The 19,902-nt window shown below is 71.8% G+C and carries 22 protein-coding genes and 1 tRNA gene; 16 read left to right on the top strand and 7 right to left on the bottom strand.

The genetic code is table 11. The features are described 5' to 3' along the window. The first annotated feature begins 2 nt into the window (after window positions 1-2). From ACIQGZ_RS09420 to ACIQGZ_RS09445, 6 genes are all read left to right on the top strand, one after another. A complete protein-coding gene (locus ACIQGZ_RS09420) occupies window positions 3-704 on the top strand; it encodes a GNAT family N-acetyltransferase (protein WP_402600443.1) in 702 nt (233 codons plus the stop codon). After that, window positions 701-1,933, top strand: coding sequence for a hypothetical protein (locus ACIQGZ_RS09425; protein WP_402600445.1), 1,233 nt, complete (start codon window positions 701-703; stop codon window positions 1,931-1,933). The genes ACIQGZ_RS09420 and ACIQGZ_RS09425 overlap by 4 nt, the downstream gene beginning before the upstream one ends. Further along, window positions 1,923-3,374 (top strand): pyridoxal-dependent decarboxylase, encoded by a 1,452-nt coding sequence (locus ACIQGZ_RS09430; RefSeq protein WP_402600738.1) that lies wholly within the window; start codon window positions 1,923-1,925, stop codon window positions 3,372-3,374. The genes ACIQGZ_RS09425 and ACIQGZ_RS09430 overlap by 11 nt, the downstream gene beginning before the upstream one ends. 152 nt (window positions 3,375-3,526) lie before the next feature. Beyond that, window positions 3,527-3,601: a putative leader peptide gene (locus ACIQGZ_RS09435; protein ID WP_402600740.1), complete on the top strand. Its 75-nt coding sequence runs from the start codon at window positions 3,527-3,529 to the stop codon at window positions 3,599-3,601. A gap of 133 nt (window positions 3,602-3,734) precedes the next feature. Further along, window positions 3,735-4,760, top strand: coding sequence for an isopenicillin N synthase family dioxygenase (locus ACIQGZ_RS09440; RefSeq protein ID WP_402600446.1), 1,026 nt, complete (start codon window positions 3,735-3,737; stop codon window positions 4,758-4,760). Window positions 4,761-4,887: 127 nt separating this feature from the next. Continuing rightward, on the top strand, window positions 4,888-6,591 hold the full coding sequence (locus ACIQGZ_RS09445; protein ID WP_402600448.1) for an alpha-keto acid decarboxylase family protein: 1,704 nt from the start codon (window positions 4,888-4,890) through the stop codon (window positions 6,589-6,591). Between the two features lie 321 nt (window positions 6,592-6,912). Here the strand turns inward: ACIQGZ_RS09445 and ACIQGZ_RS09450 are convergent, their stop codons facing one another. Then, window positions 6,913-7,287: a hypothetical protein gene (locus ACIQGZ_RS09450; RefSeq protein WP_402600450.1), complete on the bottom strand. Its 375-nt coding sequence runs from the start codon at window positions 7,285-7,287 to the stop codon at window positions 6,913-6,915. A gap of 122 nt (window positions 7,288-7,409) precedes the next feature. Next, window positions 7,410-7,805: a hypothetical protein gene (locus ACIQGZ_RS09455; protein ID WP_402600452.1), complete on the bottom strand. Its 396-nt coding sequence runs from the start codon at window positions 7,803-7,805 to the stop codon at window positions 7,410-7,412. An 820-nt stretch (window positions 7,806-8,625) separates the two neighbouring features. Between ACIQGZ_RS09455 and ACIQGZ_RS09460 the strand changes: the two genes are divergently transcribed. The 5 genes from ACIQGZ_RS09460 (at window position 8,626) to ACIQGZ_RS09480 (ending at window position 11,437) form a co-directional block, all read left to right on the top strand. Next, the gene (locus ACIQGZ_RS09460; protein WP_301487753.1) at window positions 8,626-8,835 is read left to right on the top strand and encodes a hypothetical protein; all 210 of its coding nucleotides are present in this window, start codon (window positions 8,626-8,628) and stop codon (window positions 8,833-8,835) included. Next, window positions 8,819-9,334, top strand: a complete 516-nt coding sequence (locus ACIQGZ_RS09465; protein WP_402600453.1) for a DUF6879 family protein — start codon at window positions 8,819-8,821, stop codon at window positions 9,332-9,334. The genes ACIQGZ_RS09460 and ACIQGZ_RS09465 overlap by 17 nt, the downstream gene beginning before the upstream one ends. A 167-nt stretch (window positions 9,335-9,501) precedes the next feature. Further along, window positions 9,502-9,810, top strand: a complete 309-nt coding sequence (locus ACIQGZ_RS09470) for a Scr1 family TA system antitoxin-like transcriptional regulator (protein ID WP_402600454.1) — start codon at window positions 9,502-9,504, stop codon at window positions 9,808-9,810. Between the two features lie 411 nt (window positions 9,811-10,221). Next, window positions 10,222-10,359 (top strand): hypothetical protein, encoded by a 138-nt coding sequence (locus tag ACIQGZ_RS09475; RefSeq protein ID WP_169435287.1) that lies wholly within the window; start codon window positions 10,222-10,224, stop codon window positions 10,357-10,359. Window positions 10,360-10,582: 223 nt separating this feature from the next. After that, window positions 10,583-11,437, top strand: a complete 855-nt coding sequence (locus ACIQGZ_RS09480) for a hypothetical protein (protein ID WP_402600455.1) — start codon at window positions 10,583-10,585, stop codon at window positions 11,435-11,437. A 75-nt stretch (window positions 11,438-11,512) separates the two neighbouring features. On the opposite strand, the gene ACIQGZ_RS09485 is transcribed toward ACIQGZ_RS09480, so the two are convergent. Further along, window positions 11,513-11,755, bottom strand: coding sequence for a recombinase family protein (locus ACIQGZ_RS09485; RefSeq protein WP_402600457.1), 243 nt, complete (start codon window positions 11,753-11,755; stop codon window positions 11,513-11,515). 167 nt (window positions 11,756-11,922) lie between these two features. Between ACIQGZ_RS09485 and ACIQGZ_RS09490 the strand changes: the two genes are divergently transcribed. After that, a complete protein-coding gene (locus ACIQGZ_RS09490) occupies window positions 11,923-12,318 on the top strand; it encodes a hypothetical protein (protein ID WP_402600459.1) in 396 nt (131 codons plus the stop codon). A gap of 83 nt (window positions 12,319-12,401) precedes the next feature. Here ACIQGZ_RS09490 and ACIQGZ_RS09495 read toward each other — a convergent pair. Continuing rightward, a tRNA-Leu gene (locus tag ACIQGZ_RS09495) sits at window positions 12,402-12,489 on the bottom strand. Between the two features lie 242 nt (window positions 12,490-12,731). Here ACIQGZ_RS09495 and ACIQGZ_RS09500 point away from each other — a divergent pair. The 3 genes from ACIQGZ_RS09500 (at window position 12,732) to ACIQGZ_RS09510 (ending at window position 15,486) form a co-directional block, all read left to right on the top strand. After that, on the top strand, window positions 12,732-14,054 hold the full coding sequence (locus tag ACIQGZ_RS09500) for a M20/M25/M40 family metallo-hydrolase (RefSeq protein WP_402600461.1): 1,323 nt from the start codon (window positions 12,732-12,734) through the stop codon (window positions 14,052-14,054). A 191-nt stretch (window positions 14,055-14,245) separates the two neighbouring features. Further along, entirely contained in the window at window positions 14,246-14,488 is a 243-nt protein-coding gene (locus ACIQGZ_RS09505; RefSeq protein ID WP_402600462.1) for a chaplin, read from the top strand. A 236-nt stretch (window positions 14,489-14,724) separates the two neighbouring features. Then, window positions 14,725-15,486 (top strand): chaplin, encoded by a 762-nt coding sequence (locus ACIQGZ_RS09510; protein WP_402600463.1) that lies wholly within the window; start codon window positions 14,725-14,727, stop codon window positions 15,484-15,486. 164 nt (window positions 15,487-15,650) lie between these two features. Here ACIQGZ_RS09510 and ACIQGZ_RS09515 read toward each other — a convergent pair whose 3' ends face one another. Further along, complete coding sequence (locus ACIQGZ_RS09515) at window positions 15,651-15,857, bottom strand: DUF5703 family protein (RefSeq protein ID WP_402600741.1); 207 nt, start codon at window positions 15,855-15,857, stop codon at window positions 15,651-15,653. A 250-nt stretch (window positions 15,858-16,107) separates the two neighbouring features. Between ACIQGZ_RS09515 and ACIQGZ_RS09520 the strand changes: the two genes are divergently transcribed. Further along, window positions 16,108-16,734 carry a hypothetical protein gene (locus ACIQGZ_RS09520; RefSeq protein ID WP_402600464.1) on the top strand — a complete coding sequence of 209 codons (627 nt, stop codon included), beginning with the start codon at window positions 16,108-16,110 and terminating at the stop codon, window positions 16,732-16,734. 69 nt (window positions 16,735-16,803) lie between these two features. Here ACIQGZ_RS09520 and ACIQGZ_RS09525 read toward each other — a convergent pair whose 3' ends face one another. Beyond that, window positions 16,804-18,834 (bottom strand): ATP-binding domain-containing protein, encoded by a 2,031-nt coding sequence (locus tag ACIQGZ_RS09525; RefSeq protein WP_402600465.1) that lies wholly within the window; start codon window positions 18,832-18,834, stop codon window positions 16,804-16,806. Window positions 18,835-18,876: 42 nt separating this feature from the next. Continuing rightward, complete coding sequence (locus tag ACIQGZ_RS09530; protein ID WP_402600466.1) at window positions 18,877-19,857, bottom strand: aldo/keto reductase; 981 nt, start codon at window positions 19,855-19,857, stop codon at window positions 18,877-18,879. Window positions 19,858-19,902: the final 45 nt, after the last annotated feature.

A 19,902-nucleotide genomic window follows, 5' to 3' on the forward strand; every position in this document is an offset into this window, starting at 1 on the left:
GCATGTACGACAAGGACAGCTCCGGCGCCGGGCGGCCCGCCCGCGCGACCGCACCGAGGACCCGCACCCCCGGGCCGGCCGTCCGGCCCGCCCGCCCGGCCGATGCCGACGCGGCCGTGGCGATACTCGCCCAGGCGTTCCAGGACGACGCCGTCACCGCCTGGGTGTTCCCCGGCGCCGACCGCCGCCGCGCCCTGCTGCCGGGATTCTTCCGCGTCGTCGTCGACGACCTGCTGACCCACGGCGAGATCCACCTGGCCGGCGACGTCGGCGTCACCCTGGTCGCGCCACCGGACGCCCCGGACCCCACCCCCGCCCGGCGCCGCCGCCATGAGGAGCGGCTGCGCGCCGCCACCGCCGAGTGCGCCGACCGGGCGGTGGCCATCGGGCAGCTCCTCGACGAGCACCATCCCCGTGACCGCGCCCACTACCACGTGGTCTTCAACGCGGTGCGCCCCGACTGGCAGGGACGCGGCGTGAGCAGCGCGATCCTGCGTCACGTCGCGGACCGGGCGGACGCGGCGGGGGCGGGCTGCTACGTCGAGTGCAGCAGCCCGGGAAGCCTGGCACTGATGGTCCGCCACGGCTTCACCCCGCTGCCGGCGGTCCCGCTACCCGGCGGCCCGGCGCTGCACCCCGCCTGGCGCGACCCCGCACCGGGAGGGAGACCGGCGGGGCGGTTCCCGGCGAAGGCGGACGTATGAGTACCAGCGAGGGGCGTACGGAGCAGGTGATCCGGGCCTGGTCACATGCCGTGGACGCCGCAGGCCCCGGCGGCCGCGCCCCGGCGTTCCCGTTCGCGGAGGCGACGGCCGCCATCCGGGCACACGGCACCGGAGACCTGCCGGCGGAGCTGGCCGAGGTCCTGGTGGACGCGGCCCAGGTGGCGCGCTCCCGGGCAGGGGAACCGCTGGGCGAGAGCTGGTTCACCGACCGCTGGCTGCGGTCCGCCACCATGACGGCGACCGGGACGGAGTCCTACGAGGCGTACACCATGTGCGGCCTGTTCGACCAGTACTGCCGGTCCGGCGCCGACGACTACCAGCAGCGCGGACGCCTGCTGAGCGCCGTCCTGACCGCCGACCTGATCCGGCACGAACTGGACCTGGACCGCGGCGACCAGCCGCACGGCCGCGCCACCGCCGCGGCCCGCCTGGCGGGCGACCTGTGCCGGGCGGTCCGACCCGGTGGCGGCCCGTCCCGACCGCTCGGCCACGACGCCGCACTGCGACTCTGCACCCGGCTGAGCCGCCGGCTCTGTCGCACCCAGCCGCCCGTACTGCGCCGCATCGTCGACTGCACGCCGCTGCCCGCCACGGCCGAGCCGGACGAGTACCTGTTCACCCGGTCGGTCCAGGTCATGGAGGTGCTGTCGGCGGTGGCGGCCGAGCACGCCACCGAGGCGAAGCGCAGCGCCCCGCACCAGCCCGGCGGCCTGCTGCCCCGGCTGCACGCCGTCGCGGAGACCCTGGGCCACGCCACCCGGATCTTCCACCTCCTCTCCACCCTGGACGCCGACCAGTTCGCCCACATCCGCGCGGCCACCTACGGCACGGGCGCGCTGCAGTCCCCGGCGTTCGCCGCGCTGGAGCGGTGCTGCCGGGGCGAGCAGGCCCTCCGACCGGAGACGCTGGAGGCGGTCCCCCTGGACCGCTCACCGCTGCCCGACATGCCGCTCGGTCAGGCCCTGACCGCGCTGCGCGGCCGGCTGGACCGGGAAGGCGCCGCCCGGCTGGACGAGGCGGTCGCCGCCGTGGACAGCGCGTGGCTGCACTGGAAGCGGACCCATCGCGGGGTGGCCAGACGGATCATCGGGGACGTCCCCGGCACGGGCGGCACGGACGGCCTGGCCTATCTGGGTCGGCACCTGGACACCCCGCTGCTGACCCACCATGAGCAGGAGGAGGCACCGGGTGGACCACATGAGCCCTGAGGAGTTCCGGACACTCGGCCATCGGACGGTCGACTGGGTCGCCGACTACTGGGAGCGCCTCGAATCGCTCCCGGTGGCACCGCAGGTGGAGCCGGGCCAGGTGCGCCGCATGCTCCCCCGGCACCCGCCCGAGCACGGGGAGCCGTTCGAGGCGCTGCTGCGCGACATGGACGGCGTCGTCGTCCCCGGCCTGCTGCACTGGCAGCACCCCCGGTTCCTGGGCTACTTCCCGGCCAACACCTCCGGCGCGGCGGTCCTCGCGGACCTGCTCTCGGCCGGCCTGGGTGTCCAGGGCATGTCCTGGTCCACCAGCCCGGCCTGCACCGAACTGGAGGAGCACGTCCTCGACTGGCTGGTGGAGATCCTGGGACTCCCGGACCGCTTCCGCTCCGACGGCCGGGGCGGCGGCGTCATCCAGGACACCGCCTCCAGCGCCCTGCTCGTCGCGCTCCTCGCCGCACTCCAGCGCGCCGGGAAGGGGGAGATCCGGAAGGAGGGGATCGGCAGCCGGCGGTTCGGCGTCTACGTCACCGGCGAGACGCACTCCTCGGCGGTCAAGGCAGCGATCATCGCCGGACTCGGTGAGCAGGCCGTCCGGCATGTCCGCACCGACCGGGACACCCTCGCGCTCGACGTCGCCCACCTCCAGACCCTGGTCCTGCGGGACCTGGCCGACGGGATCACCCCGCTGCTGGCCGTGGCCACGGTCGGCACCACCTCGACCACCGCGATCGACCCGGTGGCGGCGGTCGGGCAGCTCTGCCGCCGACACGGGGTCTGGCTGCACGTGGACGCCGCCTACGCGGGCGTCGCCGCGGTCTGCCCGGAGCTGCGCTGGCTCAACGACGGCGTCGCCGAGTACGCCGACTCGTACTGCACCAACCCGCACAAGTGGCTGCTGACCACCTTCGACTGCGACACCTTCTGGGTCGCCGACCGGACCTGGCTCACCGAGGCGCTGACCCTCCTGCCCGAGTACCTGCGCAACGCCGCCTCCGAGTCGGGCCGGGTCACCGACTACCGCAACTGGCAGGTCCCGCTGGGGCGCAGGTTCCGCGCGCTCAAGCTCTGGGCGGTCATCCGCTGGTACGGCGTCGAGGGGCTGCGCCGGCACATCCGGCAGGGCGTCGGCCTGGCCGCCGAACTCGCCCGGTGGGTCCGCGCGGACGAGCGCTTCGAACTCGCCGCGGCGCATCCGCTGGCACTGGTGTGCTTCCGGCTGCGCACCCCGCCGGGCGGCGACGCGGACGAGGCCAACGAGCGGCTGCTCCACCGGGTCAACGCCTCCGGAACGACCTTCCTCACCCACAGCCGGATCGACGGCCGGGTGGTGCTGCGGATCGCGGTCGGCGGCACCTTCACCCGGCGGCACCACGTGGAGCAGGCCTGGCAGTGCGTCGGCCGGGAGGCCGATCGGGTCCTCCAGCCCGTCCCGGACTGACCGGCCGCCGCCCGCGCCGGCCCCGGGCGGGCGGCGGCGGTGGTACCGGTCGACCCGCTCGGCAGTGCGCCCCTTCCGACCCGGCGTGCCGGCTACGGCAGGGGCCCGCTCACCATGGCCAGGAGCACCTGCGGTCGCCTATGCTCCAGGCCATGGTCATGCTCGTCAGCCGCCGCCACGTGGATCTGCTCCGCGTTGCCGGCGCCTCCTGTAGCCACGGAGCCTGACGACCGCCGCCGCCTGCCGAGCGGATACCCCTCCCACCAGGACACGGTCCCGTGGCGCGGCACCATCCGCAGCCACGGTGCGCCCGGCCACCGCCGGACACCGCCGGGTCCCCGGACACCGCTGGAAACCACCATGCCCGAGCAGTCCCACCTGTCCGCCCTGCCCGTCATCGATCTCTCCGCGGCAGAGCGCGGCCCGCGACACCGCGAGCGCCTGCACGAGGACCTGCACACCGCCGCCCACGAGGTCGGCTTCTTCCACCTGGTGGGCCATGGCATCGACCCGGCCGAGACCGGCGCGCTGATGCGGGCCGTCCGGGCGTTCTTCGCCCTCCCCGAGGCGGACCGGCTCTCCATCGCCAACCTCCGCTCCCCGCACTTCCGGGGCTACACCCGCACCGGTGACGAGCGCACGGCCGGCCGGCGCGACTGGCGCGATCAGCTCGACATCGGCGCGGAGCGCCCCAGCCGCGCCCCGCAGCCCGGCGAACCGCCGTACTGGTGGCTGGAAGGCCCCAACCAGTGGCCCGCCGCCCTGCCGGAGCTGCGCCCCGCGGCCCTGGGCTGGATCGACCGGCTGGCCGGTGTGGCCGACCGGCTGCTCCGCGAGCTGCTGGCGGCCATCGGCGCACCGGCCGACTTCTACGCCCCGATCTTCGCCGAACGGCCCCAGCTGCACCTGAAGCTGGTCCGCTACCCGGGGCGCGCCCCCGACGGCGCCGACCAGGGCGTGGGCGTCCACAAGGACTACGGCTTCCTCACCCTGCTGCTCCAGGACGAGGTGGGCGGTCTTCAGGTACAGCAGCCGGACGGCACCTTCCTCGACGTGCCGCCGCTGCCCGGAGCGTTCGTGGTCAACCTGGGCGAACTGCTCGAAGTCGCCACCAACGGCTACCTGAAGGCCACCGACCACCGGGTGGTGAGCCCGCCCGGCAGCCGCGAGCGCTTCTCCGTCCCGTTCTTCTACAACCCCCGCCTGGACGCGCGGATCGACCCGCTGCCCTTCGCGCACACCGACCGGGCGCCCGGTGTCACCCAGGACCCCGCGAACCCCTTGTTCACCGAGTACGGCCGCAACGAGCTCAAGGGCTGGCTCCGCGCCCACCCCGAGGTCGCCCGGCGGCACCATCCCGGCCTGGTGGCCTCGGACCGGGCCTGAGGTCAGCCGACGGCGGCCCGCCCCACCCGGTCACTCCGGCGGCTGCCCTGGGTCGCGGGGGTGACCCGGGCGGGTTTGCCTGGGAGAGGCACCAGGGGGCTCCGGAAGTCGCGAGACAGGGAACGACATGACGACCACGACCGCGCGTTCGACCATGACCATCGGCGACTTCCTGCTGCGCCGCCTGCGGGAGGCGGGCATCTCGCACCTGTTCGGAGTGGCCGGCGACTACAACCTCGAATTCCTCCTGCAAATGGAGGACCGCGACGAGTTCACCTGGGTCGGCAACTGCAACGAGCTGAACGCCGCCTACGCGGCCGACGGGTACGCGCGGCTCAACGGCATCTCGGGGCTGGTGGTCACCCACGGCGTCGGCGCCTGGAGCGCCATCAACGGTGTCGCCGGCGCCTACAGCGAGCACGTCCCCGTCGTCTGCGTCTGCGGGTCGCTTCCGCTGAAGGCGCTGGACCGGAAGCTGCTGATGCACCACACCTCGGGCGACACCGAGTACGACGACGTCATGCGCGGCTACGCCCAGGTCACGGTGGCACAGGCCAGGCTGACGCCGCAGAACGCCGTGACGGAGATCGACCGGCTCATCCTCACCGCCTGGCAGCGCAAGCTCCCGGTCTACCTGGAGCTGCCCTCCGACATCGCCTACCTGGATGTCGAGGTCCCGCCGGAGCCGCTGGAGCTCGCCATGCCACGGAGCGATCCCGAACGGCTGAGCGCGTGCAGCGACGCGATCGTCGCCCGGCTCAGCAGTGCGCGCTCGCCCGTGATCCTGGTCGACATCGACGCGGACCGCTTCGATGTGACCGGCGAGCTGTCGGAGCTGGCGGGCAGGATGCGGCTGCCGATCGCCGCCGTCAACACCGTCAAGGGGCTCATCGACGAGACCGGCCCGCACTTCCTCGGCCTCTACGCGGGAGCGGGCAGCAAGCCCGAGATCCGCGAGCTGGTGGAGAACAGCGACTGCCTGCTGGCGATCGGCGTACGGCGGGTGGACACGACGTCCGGGGGTTTCAGCGACGCGCTCCCCGCCGGACGGATCGACGCCCGCGGTGACGCCGTGGACATCGGCTCGGACAACTACCAGGCCGTCTACCTGAAGGAACTGCTCCGCCGGGTCGTCGATCACGCCCCGGCCAGGACGTCGGGATACTCCCGGCAGACCGAGGCACCGCAGAAGCCGAGCGCGGCCGCGCTGTCCGGCCCGCTCACCCAGGCGGCGTACTGGAGCATCGTCCAGGACTTCATCCGCGAGGGCGATGTGCTCATCGCCGAGGACGGCACCTCCGAGGCGGGCTGCTGGGGGCTGCAACTGCCGTCGAAGTGCTCCATCGTCACCCAGGCCGTCTGGGGCTCGATCGGCTACAGCGTGGGCTCGGTCCTCGGTACGCTCCTGGCCGCGCCGCAGCGGCGGCACCTGCTCTTCGTGGGCGATGGGTCCTTCCAGCTCACGGCGCAGGAGGTGTCGACCATCCTGCGGCACGACCTCAAGCCCGTCATCTTTCTGATCAACAACGGCGGCTACACGGTGGAGCGCACCATCTGCGGCAAGCAGGGGCACTTCAACGACATCGCCAACTGGGCCTACGCCGAGCTGCCGAAGGTCCTGCACCCGGGGACGACCGCCCGGACGTTCGTCGTGCGGACGCCGGCCGAACTGAAGGAGGCGCTGGCCGCCCCGCACGACAGCATGATCTTCATCGAGGCGGTCATGGACAAGTACGACGCCCCGCAGCTCGTCATCGACTCCGGCCACGGAATGGCGGAGGTCGACTACGGCCCCCGTGGCCCGCAGCACCGGCCCGGCGTCCAGCTCTGACCAGGAGCCAAGGCCCCGCGCGGCCGGGCGGCAGCTGACCGCCACCGCCTCGAACGGACGACTGCGCCGCGCGGTGCGCCCGCCCAGCCCGCCGCCGGCAGCACCGCCGGCGCGTCCAAGCGATCGCTCGACCCCACACAGCACCCCGGGTCGACGCGGTTCGTCGCCACCGGCGCCCCCCTGTGCCCGGGGGACAGCAAAGGGCGGGCCGAGGTGGACCTCGACCCGCACCGGGAAGCTGGGCCATCGCCCCGTGGGTGATGGTCGGTGCCCTCTCGGGGACGACGGACAGACCGCAGCCGGTCGGTGGCCGGGCGGCCCTCAGCGCCTTGCCCGGCCCCGGGCCGGCTTGGGCGCCCGTGGCGCGCGGCCGACATTCTGCACGCTGTTGTTGCTGTTCGTCTGCGGCCCCTCGTAGCTGCCCGTGCTGTTCAGCGAGCCCACAACGATATTGAGGTTCCCGGTGTTGTTGGCGCCGCCCTTCACGGACACATTCTGGCTGTTCCTGAGGTTTCCGCTGTCCACCGGCCCGTTGGCGCAGACGCGCTCACCCTGTCGGCAGGACAGGCCGGCATCGACGTTCACCGAGTCCCCGAAGTGGTCGACCTCGCCACGGGCCCCGAACGGCCAGTCGAACGAGGAGGCGGAGACCGGTGAGGCCCCTGTCAACAGGAGGCCACCAGCGGCGACAGCCACCACAAAGCTCCCCACCACACGTCTCATCGGCATCTCCGGTCTCCTGCGCCGCCGCCTGCACAGCGGGCTCGGCGACATGCATACCCCCGGGGGCCCTACCAGCAGTGGGCGGTTCGGCGCGTTCACCCGAACGCCGTGTGCTTCCGGCCCCCTGGGCGGGCGGCCACCGCCTGGACGCTGTTGCCGCTGTCCCGGGTGTTGCCGCTGGTGGTGTTGTTGGCGTTGGAGGAGCCGTTGACGCTGGAGAGGTTTCCGCTGTTGTTGGGGTTCCCGTGGTTGACGAAGTTCCCGCTGTTGACGCTGTTGCCGCTGTGGATCGCGCCGTTGACGCACTCGACCGGAGCCTTGTAGCTGACGCCGACGATGGGACCGCAGAGGACCCCCGAGGTGACGCTCGCGAGCGAGCCGAGGTCCGCACCCGCCACCGCGTAGAGCAGGGACTGCGGCGGGGCCGCCGCAGCGGCGTGCGCGGACGGCACCTGCCCTGGGAGCACCAGGACCCCGAAGGCTCCGGCCACGATTACCCCGCCAACCCGGGTGATCCTTCTCATCGCTCTCCCGATTCAGCCGCGCTCTGGACGATGCAGCAGCAGTTATACCGCTCGTCAAAGGCCGGTCACGGCCCCAGCCGACTCCCCGCGCCGGTGTCCCTCCGTAGCCGCCCCCGGCTACGCCGGTCGGCCCAACGGGGTGGAGATCCCGGCCCGCGCAGAGGACCGAAGCCCGGGTGCGTCTCCGTGCAGTCCCGCCACGGACCGCGCCGTCCAAACGCGACATCAGGGCGCTGGGAGACATGGCCGAGGCGCTTCGCGAGGCCGCTGGGGAAGAGAAGGCCGCCAACTACCGCAAACTCGGCACCCGGGCAACCGAAAGTGCGAGCCGAGGTGGACCTCGACCCGCACCGGAACGCTGTGCCATCACCCCGCAGGGTGATGATGTGGTGTCCGAGGGGGGACTTGAACTCTCCACTCGGGCACCAGCCCACAACCGCTCTGACCTGGGGAAACACCCGCTGACAGGCTTCATTTCGGCGGGCGTTTCTCCTGTTCTTTCCTGCTGTTTCAGGCCCTCTCGGGTCCCTGTTGGTCATGCGTTGGTCACGTGACCAACCCTCCTCCGAGGCGGTCCGTCCCTGGTCAGGCTTCCCGGATGGCGCCACAGGGCTTGGCCTAGCCTGCACGGGCGCGTGCGTGACCACGTAAGGGGTGGGCTGGGGCGGTCGGAGACCTGTTTATGCAAGGACACGCATAGTCGCGTTCACGCATAGACGCATGGCGCCACCCCCTCTACTGTCGTTGGCCAGGCGACCCAAACGGGGCCAGAGCAAGGGGGTTTGCCATGTCCGAACGTTCGGCACTCACCCGGCTCACGGGCAACGGCAACGGCGAGTGCGGAGAGAAGGACTGCCCGAACGTGTACCGCACGGCGACTGGATCGTTCGTGGTGCAGGGCGACGTGTCCGACGCCTTCACCCCGCCCGCCGGGGAAGGGCTCGTGGAAATCCCGGAAGCGGTTCTCAGGGAGGCAATCCGTGCACTTGGATGGTGATGCATGGAATGACTGCTTCGATTCCATGGAGCGTGAGGCATGGCGGCTGGAAACGCTGCCCGTTTACACAATGCCCCAGGAAGCGGAGAAGCTGAAGCGCTTCCTCGCCGGGGAGAAATCCCCCGATGATTACACGTCGGCCTGGATGGACGAGGTTCGGCAATGGGCCTCGGAAGGAAAAGGAGTCGGCAGGGTGCACGTCGTGACCCGCCCGCTCTCGGACTACCTTCGGTTCGAGTTCGAGTATTACTACCGGCACCACGTGAAGGTGGGTGAGGATATCAGCATCCTCGACCTCACCGACCGGGAGAACCCGGGACTTCCGGATCAGGATTTCTGGATGTTCGATGAGTCCAAGGTGGTCCTGATGAACTACCGGGAAGACGGGACGCAGATCGACCGGGAACTGTACGAGGGTGACCCGGAGCCGTACCGGCAGTGGAAGCAGATTGCCATTGCCGAATCCGTGCCTTTCCTGGAGTACGTGAGCAGCGGGTGACGTTCGATCCTGAGCAGCTCGGGCAGCCGAAACAGGAACTGGCGGCCCTGCCTTTCCCATTCTCCGGCCGATGTCACAAAGACGATCGCCAGGAAGCTGGAGCGGCAGGAGGTTCTTTACGGCACGAAGAAGCGGTTCACTTTCATTCTCACTGAGCGGGCTGTGAGGTGGCCATTCTTGCCCCGGCTGCGATGGCGATGCAAATTGACCGGCTGGCCTCACTGACTCATCTTACGAACGTGAAGCTCGGTGTCATCCCCATCACGGGGTACAAGCCCATGGCGCCGATGGACACCTTCACCACCTATGACGAGACCCTGGCCACCGTGGACAACACCACCGGTGTCGTGGTTCTGAGAGATCCACGCGACATCGACATGCACTTGGAACTGTTCTCCACTCTGGAGGGTTATGCGCTGTTCGGGAGCGAAGCGCGAGCCTTGTTGGCGGAGTGGTCCGCCGCCTGTCGTTCATGATCTTTAGTCCATGACGGGAAAGAACTACACAGCCGTCACTTTCTAGGCCAATGTTTTCCCCCAAAGCAGCGACCGAGCGAAACGAAAAGTGGGTCCGCTACGGCGTGGGATGGCGGCTGGGGTACCGGCGGAGGTTCGGCCCTGACGCCGGTGTGCGCTGATGACGACCGGGCGCATGACTCTCCGGGTGTCATACGACGGCGGCCGGACGTACGGCCCGGTGCGCACGGTGCAGGTGAACCCGCGCAACGCAGTGATCTTGGGTTCGCCGACCAAGTACCCGCCGTGCGGGTGCCCTCGGTGCACGGGGCGTCCGTCGTCGCCGAGGTCGGCGTCCGCCGCGCTCGTCGCTGTCCCTTTGCTTCCCGCCGGAATCCCGGCGGGAGTCCCCGAGAAGAGAGAGGTAGTCCGATGGTGGAAGAGAACACCGGTTCCGTGGCCCCCGAGGGGGGTGGCCTGCTCGTCGCGAAGCGGAAGATCGTGGCCGCACGCACCCGTGCCGAGCAGGAGTCTGACGTCAGCAGTGGCCGTTCCGACGGCAACGACTGACGGGAGCGCCCACGGTGCTTGATGCAGCCTCGTGGGCGGGGCGTCTGGGCGGGGACACTCATCCGCCCCGGCCTGTCGGCCGCAGCCGCTGCCCTGCTGGCCGCTGGCTCGTGCCCCGGCCTCGATGTCGTCCTCACCTCCGCTAGCACCCGCGAGCACTGGGACGACGTGGCCAAGGCTCTGGCTGCGCCGCTGACGGCCCAGGAACTCAGGAGGGTGACGGATGAACTCGCCTCTGAATGAAGAGGTACAGGCCCTGATGGAGGCCGCCCACGATCGGGCGGCCAAGGCACTGGGCCTCACCTGCACGGGTCCGCTGGCATGGGGCTTCCTCGGTGTCACCCTCGGACGCCGAGCCGGGGACCGGTGGCTACGGGTCAGCCGGGCGGCGAAGAGGAACGCGGGCAGGAAGCAGGGGCAGGGCATCGCCGGGGCTTCTGAGTTGGTGCCTGACGGCGTGCCCCGCCCCCACCTGTACGCGGTGCATGACTGGACTGACGGCGAGTGGGCCTTCGAGTCGGAAGTCCTGGACTACCTCACGCAACCCATCGTGTCCCCGGACCGGGCCGACATCGACCACGACCCGGGGTTGCCTGACGAGTGGTGGGCGGACCTTCGCCAAGCCCTGGCCCTGCTTGCTGAAGCGGAGGGTGTGAAGACGACCGTGCGGGACGGGTGGATCGAACGAGCCTTCCCCCAGTTCCTCGGCATCCCGGCCCCCGCCAAGGTGGAGCGGGTGACCGGTCACGGCGACCTGCACTGGGGCAACCTCAGCGCCGCGCCCCTGTGCCTGCTGGACTGGGAGCGGTGGGGACGGGTGCCCTTCGGCTACGACGCGGGACTCCTCCACGCCAACAGCTTGCTGGTCCCTGACGTGGCCGACCGTATCCGGCAGGAGTTCGCTGCGGTCCTGGACACCCCCGCCGGCCGAATCGGAGAACTCGCGGCCTTGGCGGAGATGCTGCAAGCCGTAGCCCGTGGCTGGTATCCGGACCTTGCGCCACGCCTGCTCACTCGTGCGGAGTCACTCACCGGCGTTCGGCCACCGGTCCCCATACACTCTGAAGTAAGTGCATGATCTCTCCCGCCACGGGCCTCGGCGATCTTCCCCTGACGCCGGGGCCCTACGCGTTCAATGCCCTGTGCGCCCGTCTCAGGCGCTCTCTCCGATGTGCCGGTACAAAGTGGCACGACCGATCCCCAGGGCCTTGGCGATGGCTGTGACACTCTCTCCCGTGGCATGTCGGGCGCGGGCTACGGCTAGCTTGTCGTCGTCCACAACGGAGGGACGCCCACCGTGGTTGCCCTTGCGGGCCGCAGTGTCCAGCCCCTCCAACGTCTGCTCTCGTATGCCTTCCCGTTCGACCTCGGCCGCGACGGCCAGGACGGCGAACACGACACCCGCCCCGTTCGGGTCGTAGACACCCGTGAGCGGGCCGGACAGCAACTCCAGAACGATCAGTCAGGGACGCCCCGCTGGTCGAGGAAGGCCACACGTCCCGGCTGCGGAAGCTCACCAAGGACGGAGACGACAACGCGATCATCTACGGAGACCAAGCCCTGATGAACATCCTCAAGTGGCAGAGGGAGCGCCAGGACGCGGAGCGGGAACGCCTCGGGGATCTCTGGGTGGACCATGACCTTGTGTTCGCCCGTGACGGCTTCAAGCTGTACCGGGGTGAGGCAGGCGGACCGCAGGACCCCGAGAAGGTGTCGGCCCGCTGGCGGACGGCACGCAACCGTCTGCACTTGCCGGAGAACTTCCGGCTGCACGACTGGCGGGCATCGAAGATCACGAACGATCTCGACAACCACGAGAACCCCGTAGAGGTCTCGGCCAACGCCCGGCACCACTCGCCGGGCTACACCATGGCGCGCTACGGCAGGCGCCGCGCTGAGGGAGCGAAGAAGCTGGCCGCTTCGAGTGCCAGCCGACTCGGCCTGTCATCCCTGGTCTGACCAGGAAGTTCGCTCGGCTGTTGGTCAGGTGTCACGCCACAGCCGGAGAAACAGAAAAACCCCAGGTGAACTGGGGTCTCTGCTGGTGTCCGAGGGGGGACTTGAACCCCCACGCCCGATAAAGGGCACTAGCACCTCAAGCTAGCGCGTCTGCCATTCCGCCACCCGGACAGGGTGTGTGCCGTGGTTCACGTGCTGATCACCCCGGCGACATGGAAACCATAGCAAAGACCGGCAGGCGTTCCCAAAATCGCCCGGCGCCGTTCCCAGGGTCCGACCTGGGGTGATCCAGTGGGGAGGGGCCTTGGGGAGGAGCGGGTGGGCGGGGGAGGATGGGCGGTAGTGAGCCCTGTATCCATGGCCCCGGGCGGCCGGGGCGGACCCCCGGTCCTTCCGGGAGAGCAGGAGAGACCGTGAGCGAGTCGAAGCCCGCGCAGGTGACCGCCGAGTCGGAGGTCGCGGACATCTGCCGCGACCTGATCCGCATCGACACCAGCAACTACGGAGACCATTCGGGGCCCGGCGAGCGGGCGGCCGCCGAGTACGTGGCAGAGCAGCTCGCCGAGTTCGGGGTGGAGCCGCAGATCTTCGAGTCGGCCAAGGGCCGGGCCAGCACCGTGGTCCGGATCGAGGGTGAGGACCGCTCCCGTCCCGGCCTGCTGATCCACGGCCACACCGACGTGGTGCCGGCCAACGCCGACGACTGGACCCACCACCCGTTCGCCGGTGAGATCGCCGACGGCTGCGTGTGGGGGCGCGGCGCCGTCGACATGAAGGACATGGACGCGATGACGCTGGCCGTCATCCGTGAGCGGCTGCGCACCGGCCGCAAGCCCCCGCGCGACATCGTGCTCGCCTTCGTCGCGGACGAGGAGGCGGGCGGCGTCTACGGGGCCCGCTACCTGGTCGACAAGCACCCCGGGCTGTTCGAGGGCGTCACCGAGGGGATCGGCGAGGTCGGCGGCTTCTCCTTCACCGTCAACGAGAACCTGCGGCTCTACCTGGTCGAGACGGCCGAGAAGGGCATGCACTGGATGCGGCTGACCGTGGAGGGCACGGCCGGCCACGGGTCGATGGCCAACACCGACAACGCCATCACCGAGCTGTGCGAGGCCGTCGCCCGGCTCGGCCGGCACACCTTCCCGGTGCGGGTGACCAAGACCGTCCGGGCGTTCCTGGACGAGCTGTCGGACGCGCTGGGCGTCGAGCTCGACCCGGAGAACATGGACGAGACCCTCAAGACGCTCGGCGGCATCGCCAAGATGATCGGCACCACCCTGCGCAACACCGCGCAGCCGACCATGCTCGGGGCCGGCTACAAGGTGAACGTGGTCCCCGGCCAGGCCACGGCGCATGTCGACGGCCGGTTCCTGCCGGGTCTGGAAGAGGAGTTCCTCAGCGACCTGGACCGGGTGCTGGGCCCGCGCGTCAAGCGGGAGAGCCTGCATTCGGACCGGGCGGTGGAGACCAGCTTCGACGGCGCCCTGGTCGAGGCGATGCAGTCGGCGCTGCGGGCCGAGGACCCGATCGCCCGCGCCGTGCCGTACTGCCTGTCCGGCGGCACCGACGCCAAGTCCTTCCAGGACCTGGGCATCCGCTGCTTCGGCTTCGCCCCGCTGCGGCTGCCCCCGGAGCTGGACTTCGCCGGGATGTTCCACGGCGTGGACGAGCGGGTGCCGGTGGAGGGCCTGCAGTTCGGCGTCCGGGTGCTGGACCGTTTCATCGACGCCTGCTGACCCGCCTTCGCGAGGCCCGTCCCCCGATACGTACGCCTATCGGGGGACGGGCCTTGTCATTTTCGGACGCCGGTACGAGTCATCACCGCTGGGGGTGAATATCCACACTGCGGCGTACCCCGTTTGCCGCAGTGTCGTTCACCCATATGCAGCCCACGCTTGGGGTTGCGCTGATGACTAGGAGGATTCCAATGAAGGTCAAGAAGATCGCCGCTGTTGTCGCCGCGACCGGTGGTCTGGTGCTGGCCGGTGCCGGCGCCGCCAGTGCGCACGGGGGCTCCGCCGCCGAGGGTGCCGCGATCGGTTCGCCGGGTGTCGTGGCCGGCAACGTGATCCAGGTTCCGGTCCACATCCCGGTGAACGTCTGTGGCAACAGCATCAATGTGATCGGGGTGCTCAACCCGGTGTTCGGCAACAGCTGCGCGAACTTCTGAGCGTGATCCGGCGCGTCCGGAATCTCTGAACGGCCGGTGCGCCCTCCGGAAGGCAGTGTGGCCTTCCGGAGGGCGCACCCCGTACGGCCCTGCGGCTGTTCGGTCCAAAGGTCACCCGGCGGGGTGAAAACGCTGCGAATGGCCCAACCCGACTGCCCGTCCCTCGTTGACCAGTGCGCGGGTGGAGATTTCGAACGCAACATCAACTACACGGATTGAATGAGGTCAGGGGAACAATGCGACAGGCAGCCAAGAGGGGCCTCCTCACGGTCATGGCCACCGGCAGCGTGCTGGCATCGACGGCCGGCTACGCGTACGCCACCGCCGATGCCCAGGGTGCCGCCATCGGCTCCCCGGGGGTCGGCTCAGGGAACACCGTGCAGGTGCCGGTGGACATCCCGATCAACATCTGCGGCAACACGATCGATGTCGTCGGGCTGCTCAACCCCGCGATCGGCAACACCTGCGTGAATGCGTCCGAGCAGCGGTCCGAGGCCCACGGCGTCGGCGCCGACGCGGGCCACGAGGTCGGCGACGGCCACGGGGAGGCGGGGCACAGCCGGGGCGGCGGGGCCACCGCCGAGGGCTCCTCGAACGGGTCGCCCGGCGTCCTGAGCGGTAACACCGTGCAGGTGCCGGTGCATGTGCCGATCAACGCGTGCGGCAATTCGATCGACGTGATCGGGCTGGGCAACATCGCGGCCGGCAACGACTGCGCCAATGTGGAGACGCCGGCCCCGCACGTGACCCCGCCGGTGCACCACCCGTCGAAGCCCCCGGTCCACCACCGCCCGCCGACGCACCACCGGCCCACGCCGGTCCACCACGAGTCGCCGCACCCGACCGCGCCCAGCGGCGGGTCCACCGCGGTGGTGCACCACGCGCCGGAGCTTGCCTCCACGGGCGCCGGTGACGTCGCGCTGGCCGGTACCGTCGCGGCCGGGATGATCCTCGGCGGTGCCGTGCTCTACCGGCGTGGCCGGGTCGGGAGCCGCTGAGGCAGCAGACCGGTGAGGTGACGCGGATCGCATGCGCGACCGAGCGGGAGCCCCTGAGGGGGCTCCCGCTCGGTCGTTCGTCTGCCACGTTCGTCTGCCACGTTCGTCTGCCGCGCCGTTCCGTCAGCTGAGGGCGCTACCCGAGGGGCGTCCTTCCCGGGGAGTCACCAGGCACGCACCTGGCGGATGATCCTGCGCCGGAGCACCACGCTGCGGCTGCCGTCGGGGAACAGGCGCAACCGGTCGAGCTCCCAGTGGCCGTACTCGGCGTGCTCGGTGAGCAGCCGTCGGGCCGCGTTGCGGGTCGTGCCCCTGGGCAGCCGCAGTGACTGGTACTCGTACTCCGGTTGCCGGACCGTCTTCGATGGGATCAAGCTATCCTCCCGCTGGACACTCTCCGGCAAGCCTACTGGCGCTCACCGACAGCCACCGGGGTTCAGCGTCTCACGCTGCACCGGGCCGGGACAGACGGCCGGGCCAGGTCCGTCCGGACGGGGCACCGGAAGCGGGGCGTCCGGTACCGGTTCGGGGGCGCACGCCGGAGCGAAGTTATGCCGAAAACATGCGTCGAGCCGATAACGACGGTGCAGTTCAGCGCCCGGTACGGATAGCGTCTGAGCCATGTCTGATGCAGCGCAGCCCACCGTCTCCGAGGTACGCGCCGCCGCCGAGGCGGTCAAGGCAGCCATCGACCGCCACCTGGCGGCGGTGGAGAGCCGCTCGGGGGAGAACGACCCGGCGGTGTTCGCCGCCTACGAAGCGCTGGCTGCGGCCGCCGACGCCTATGACGAGGTCCTTTACGACGCCTATGACGAGGTGACGCCCTTCGAGGTGCCGGGGGACGAGAGCGCCGCCGCCTACCTGGGGCCGGACGAGCCGGAGGCGATCAGTGTGCTGGTCCGCCGCGACTATGTGATCTCCGACCCGGAGCGGCTGCGCGGCCAGGCCGACCGGGTGGACAGCGGCCTGGCCGCGCCCGCCGCCCCCGGCACGGCGGCGGGCAGCCTCAACGCCGCGATCGGGGTGCTCTTCGGGGAGTACGAGCCGGACGAGATCGCGTCCCGCTGCGAGGAGTTCGGCCTGGAGGAGGGCGACTCCACGCTCTGGGTGTCGGCCGCCGAGCCGTCCGAGCCGGGGGAGTGGCTGCCGGAGCCGTTCGACGACGCGGACCCGCAACTGCTGATCTGCCGGTTCGACGTCAGCGAGGTGTACGACGACGAGCTGGGAGCGCTGGACCCGGAGCGCTGACCGCAGCGGACCGCAGCCGTCCCGGCGGGGGGCGGCCACCCGACGCCGGGTGGCCGCCCCACCGCCGTGTCACGGCTGCGCGGTCTGCTCCGCGAGGATGCCGCGCAGCCGGGTGGTACGCGGCCGCGCGGGCAGCGAGGCCACCGCCTGCGCCAGGGCCGGACCGGCCGCGTGCACCACGGACAGATGGCGCTCGGCCCGCCCGAAGGCCGTGTAGACCAGCTGCCGGGTGAGCGCCCGCGCCGCGTCGTCCGGCAGCACCGCGACCACGCCGGGCCAGCGCCGCCCGACGGCCTGGTGCACGGTGAGCGCCCAGCCGTGGCGGACCTGCGCCACCCGGTCGCGCGGCACCACGACCGGCCGGCCGTCCAGCTCCAGGTGCAGCCCGGCCGCGTCGGCCGAGACCACCGTGCCCGGGGTGCAGCTGCCCGGCACCGGGGAGTGGACCACCCGGTCGCCCGGGTCGAAGCCGCCGAACCGGCCGGGGCCGGGGTTGAGCCGTGCCTTGAGCGCGGCGTTGAGTGCCCGCGTACCGGCGCTGCCGCCGTGCCCGGGGGTCAGCACCGCGACCTGGTCGGCGGGGATGCCCAGCGCGCGCGGGATGGAGTCCAGCACCAGCTGCACCGCCCGATGGGCGGCCTCCCCGCCGTCCTTGGCGGTGACGATGACCACCTCCTTGCCCGGCGCCTCCACCGGCTCCAGCTCACCGACGCCGATCCCGGACACCAGCTCCCCGATCGGCCCGAAGTCGGGCGTACGGGAGGCCACCGCCGGGCACGCCTTGGCGGCCAGCAGGTCCGCGAAGACCCGGCCGGGGCCGGCCGACCACAGCTGGCCCGGGTCGCCGCTGAGCACCAGCCGGGTGCCGTCGGCCAGCGACTCGGCCAGTGTGGCGGCGGTCTCCACGTCCAGCAGCGGCGCGTCGCAGACCACCAGCAGGTCCAGGGCGAGCGAGCCGTCCGCCGACCGGCCGGGCCCCTCGGCCCCGGAGAGCAGCCCGCCCAGGGTCACCGCGACCTCGGCGCCGGGCTCGGCCGCGCCGCCCAGCGCACGGGCGCCCTCGGCCGTCCAGGCGGTGGCCCAGGCCCGCAGCCCCAGCGTCCGCGCGGCGGCGACCAGCGCGGCGGGCTCGGCGCGGGCCGCCTCGCCGCCGGTGTGCAGCACCAGGCCGGCGTCGGCCGCCGCCCGGACCAGCGCCGCGGCGGACGCGGACGGCGCCGCCGCCGCTGCGGCCTCCCAGGCGGCCGGGCCGGGGTGGGCCCGCTCCTCGCCGTCCTCGCCGCCCGCCGCCGGGGGCCCGTCCTCGCCCGGCTCGAAGGTCGACATCAGCCGCACCAGCCCGTCGGCCAGGCTCTCCTCGGCCAGGGCGAGCCGGTCCAGCGCCAGCAGCAGCCGGACCGGGGGCTCCTCGTCGTCGTCCTCGGCGGCCCGGCCGGCGGCCTGCGGCTCCTCCTCCTGGAAGGCCATCACCCGGCCGTCGGTGACGATCCCGCCGAGCGCCTCCTCCGGGCTCGGCACGCCGTGCGTGGCCAGCCCGGACCGCAGCTCGGCCGCCGCGAGCGCGGTGTGGCCCAGCAGCGCGGCCTGCTCCAGCAGCCAGAGCGTCAGCGCCTGCGCCCGGCGCTCGTCACCGGGCCCGGCGGCGGGCCCCAGCAGGCCGCGTGCGAAGCCGTCCGCCTGCTCCGGCCGCACCCCGGGCAGCGCCAGCACCGCCCAGGGGTCGTCCCGCAACGCCTGCGCCGCGCCGTCGCCCAGCGCGGCCACCGCGCCCGCGGCCAGCTCGGCCGGTGCGCCGCCCTCGGCCAGCACCTCGGCGGTCGCGCGCAGCGCCGCCGCCCGCTGCTCGTCGGTGGGCGGCGGCTGGTCGGCGGGGTGGGGCTGGTCGGCGGGCTGGGGCTGGTCGGCGCCGCCGCCCGGCGCTCCGGCCTCGGCGGGCGGCGGCCCGCTGCCGCCCATGGCGCGGATGGCCTCGGCGAGCCGGGCGGTGTCCGGCCGCTCCGCGACCGCCGCCCGCACGCCGGGGGCGCCCTCGGCGCCCTGTTCCTCGCGCCCGGTCGGCCCCGGAAGCCCCTCCGTGCCGGGGGTGTCCTCGTCGCTCACGGCTCACGCTCCCTGGTGCTGGTCGATGTGCGGAGGAGTCGGCTACAACTCGCTCCAGTCCTGGTCGGGATAGCGGTGGACCGGCGCCGAGATGTCGTCGAGCGCACCGCGGATCTCCTCCGGAAGCGTAAGGGCCTCCACCGACAGCGCCGCCTGGAGCTGGGTGGCCGTCCGGGCGCCGACCAGTGCCGCCGCCACGCCGGGCCGGTCCCGTACCCAGCACAGGGCGACCTGTAGCGGGCTGCTGGCCAGCCCGTCGGCGGCGGTGGTCACGGCGTCCACGATCCGCCGCCCCCGGTCGTCCAGGTACGGCAGGACGAAGCCGGAGAGGTAGGGGGAGGCGCCCCGGGAGTCCGGCGGGAGGCCGTGCCGGTACTTGCCGGTGAGCACGCCCCGGCCCAGCGGCGAGGACGCCAGCAGCCCGACGCCCAGGTCGAGCGCGGCGGGCAGCACCTCGCGCTCTATGTTGCGCTGGAGCAGCGAATACTCCATCTGGGTGCCCGCCAGCGGGGTGCGGCCGGGCACCGCCCGCTGCCAGGTGGCGGCCTTGGCCAGCTGCCAGCCGCAGAAGTTGGAGACGCCCACATAGCGGGCCCGTCCGGAGGAGACCGCCAGGTCCAGCGCGTGCAGGGTCTCCTCGGTCGGGGTGGCCGGGTCGAAGGCGTGCACCTGCCACAGGTCCACGTAGTCGGTGCCCAGCCGTTGCAGCGAGGCGTCCAGCGCGGCCAGCAGGTGCCCCCGGGAGGCGTCGAAGCGCCGGTCGGCGTCCGGCACGCTGCCCGCCTTGGTGGCGATCACCAGCTCGGAGCGGGGCACCAGGTCCTCGATGAGCCGGGAGAGCAGGTACTCGGCGCCGCCGTCCGCGTACACGTCGGCGGTGTCGACCAGGTTGCCGCCGGCGTCCAGAAACTCCTTGAGCTGCTCGGCGGCCTCCTGCTCGTCGGTGTCGCGGCCCCATGTCATGGTGCCCAGGCCGAGCCGGGAGACCCGCAGCCCGGTCCGGCCGAGGTGTCGCTGTTCCATGTCCGCCGAGCGTAGTGGGCGGCCTGCGGCGCGTCGCGCAGACCC

Source organism: Streptomyces sp. NPDC092296, from assembly GCF_044755465.1.
Taxonomy (GTDB): domain Bacteria; phylum Actinomycetota; class Actinomycetes; order Streptomycetales; family Streptomycetaceae; genus Peterkaempfera.

What these genes read in the sequence shown, in the direction of transcription:
- ACIQGZ_RS09505 (WP_402600462.1), top strand. Translation starts at nt 14,246, where the DNA reads ATGAAGGTCAAGAAGATCGCCGCTGTTGTCGCCGCGACCGGTGGTCTG.
- ACIQGZ_RS09475 (WP_169435287.1), top strand. Translation starts at nt 10,222, where the DNA reads ATGGTGGAAGAGAACACCGGTTCCGTGGCCCCCGAGGGGGGTGGCCTG.
- ACIQGZ_RS09430 (WP_402600738.1), top strand. Translation starts at nt 1,923, where the DNA reads ATGAGCCCTGAGGAGTTCCGGACACTCGGCCATCGGACGGTCGACTGG.
- ACIQGZ_RS09420 (WP_402600443.1), top strand. Translation starts at nt 3, where the DNA reads ATGTACGACAAGGACAGCTCCGGCGCCGGGCGGCCCGCCCGCGCGACC.
- ACIQGZ_RS09520 (WP_402600464.1), top strand. Translation starts at nt 16,108, where the DNA reads ATGTCTGATGCAGCGCAGCCCACCGTCTCCGAGGTACGCGCCGCCGCC.
- ACIQGZ_RS09510 (WP_402600463.1), top strand. Translation starts at nt 14,725, where the DNA reads ATGCGACAGGCAGCCAAGAGGGGCCTCCTCACGGTCATGGCCACCGGC.
- ACIQGZ_RS09480 (WP_402600455.1), top strand. Translation starts at nt 10,583, where the DNA reads ATGAACTCGCCTCTGAATGAAGAGGTACAGGCCCTGATGGAGGCCGCC.
- ACIQGZ_RS09425 (WP_402600445.1), top strand. Translation starts at nt 701, where the DNA reads ATGAGTACCAGCGAGGGGCGTACGGAGCAGGTGATCCGGGCCTGGTCA.
- ACIQGZ_RS09530 (WP_402600466.1), bottom strand. Translation starts at nt 19,857, where the DNA reads ATGGAACAGCGACACCTCGGCCGGACCGGGCTGCGGGTCTCCCGGCTC.
- ACIQGZ_RS09460 (WP_301487753.1), top strand. Translation starts at nt 8,626, where the DNA reads ATGTCCGAACGTTCGGCACTCACCCGGCTCACGGGCAACGGCAACGGC.
- ACIQGZ_RS09445 (WP_402600448.1), top strand. Translation starts at nt 4,888, where the DNA reads ATGACGACCACGACCGCGCGTTCGACCATGACCATCGGCGACTTCCTG.
- ACIQGZ_RS09440 (WP_402600446.1), top strand. Translation starts at nt 3,735, where the DNA reads ATGCCCGAGCAGTCCCACCTGTCCGCCCTGCCCGTCATCGATCTCTCC.
- ACIQGZ_RS09490 (WP_402600459.1), top strand. Translation starts at nt 11,923, where the DNA reads ATGAACATCCTCAAGTGGCAGAGGGAGCGCCAGGACGCGGAGCGGGAA.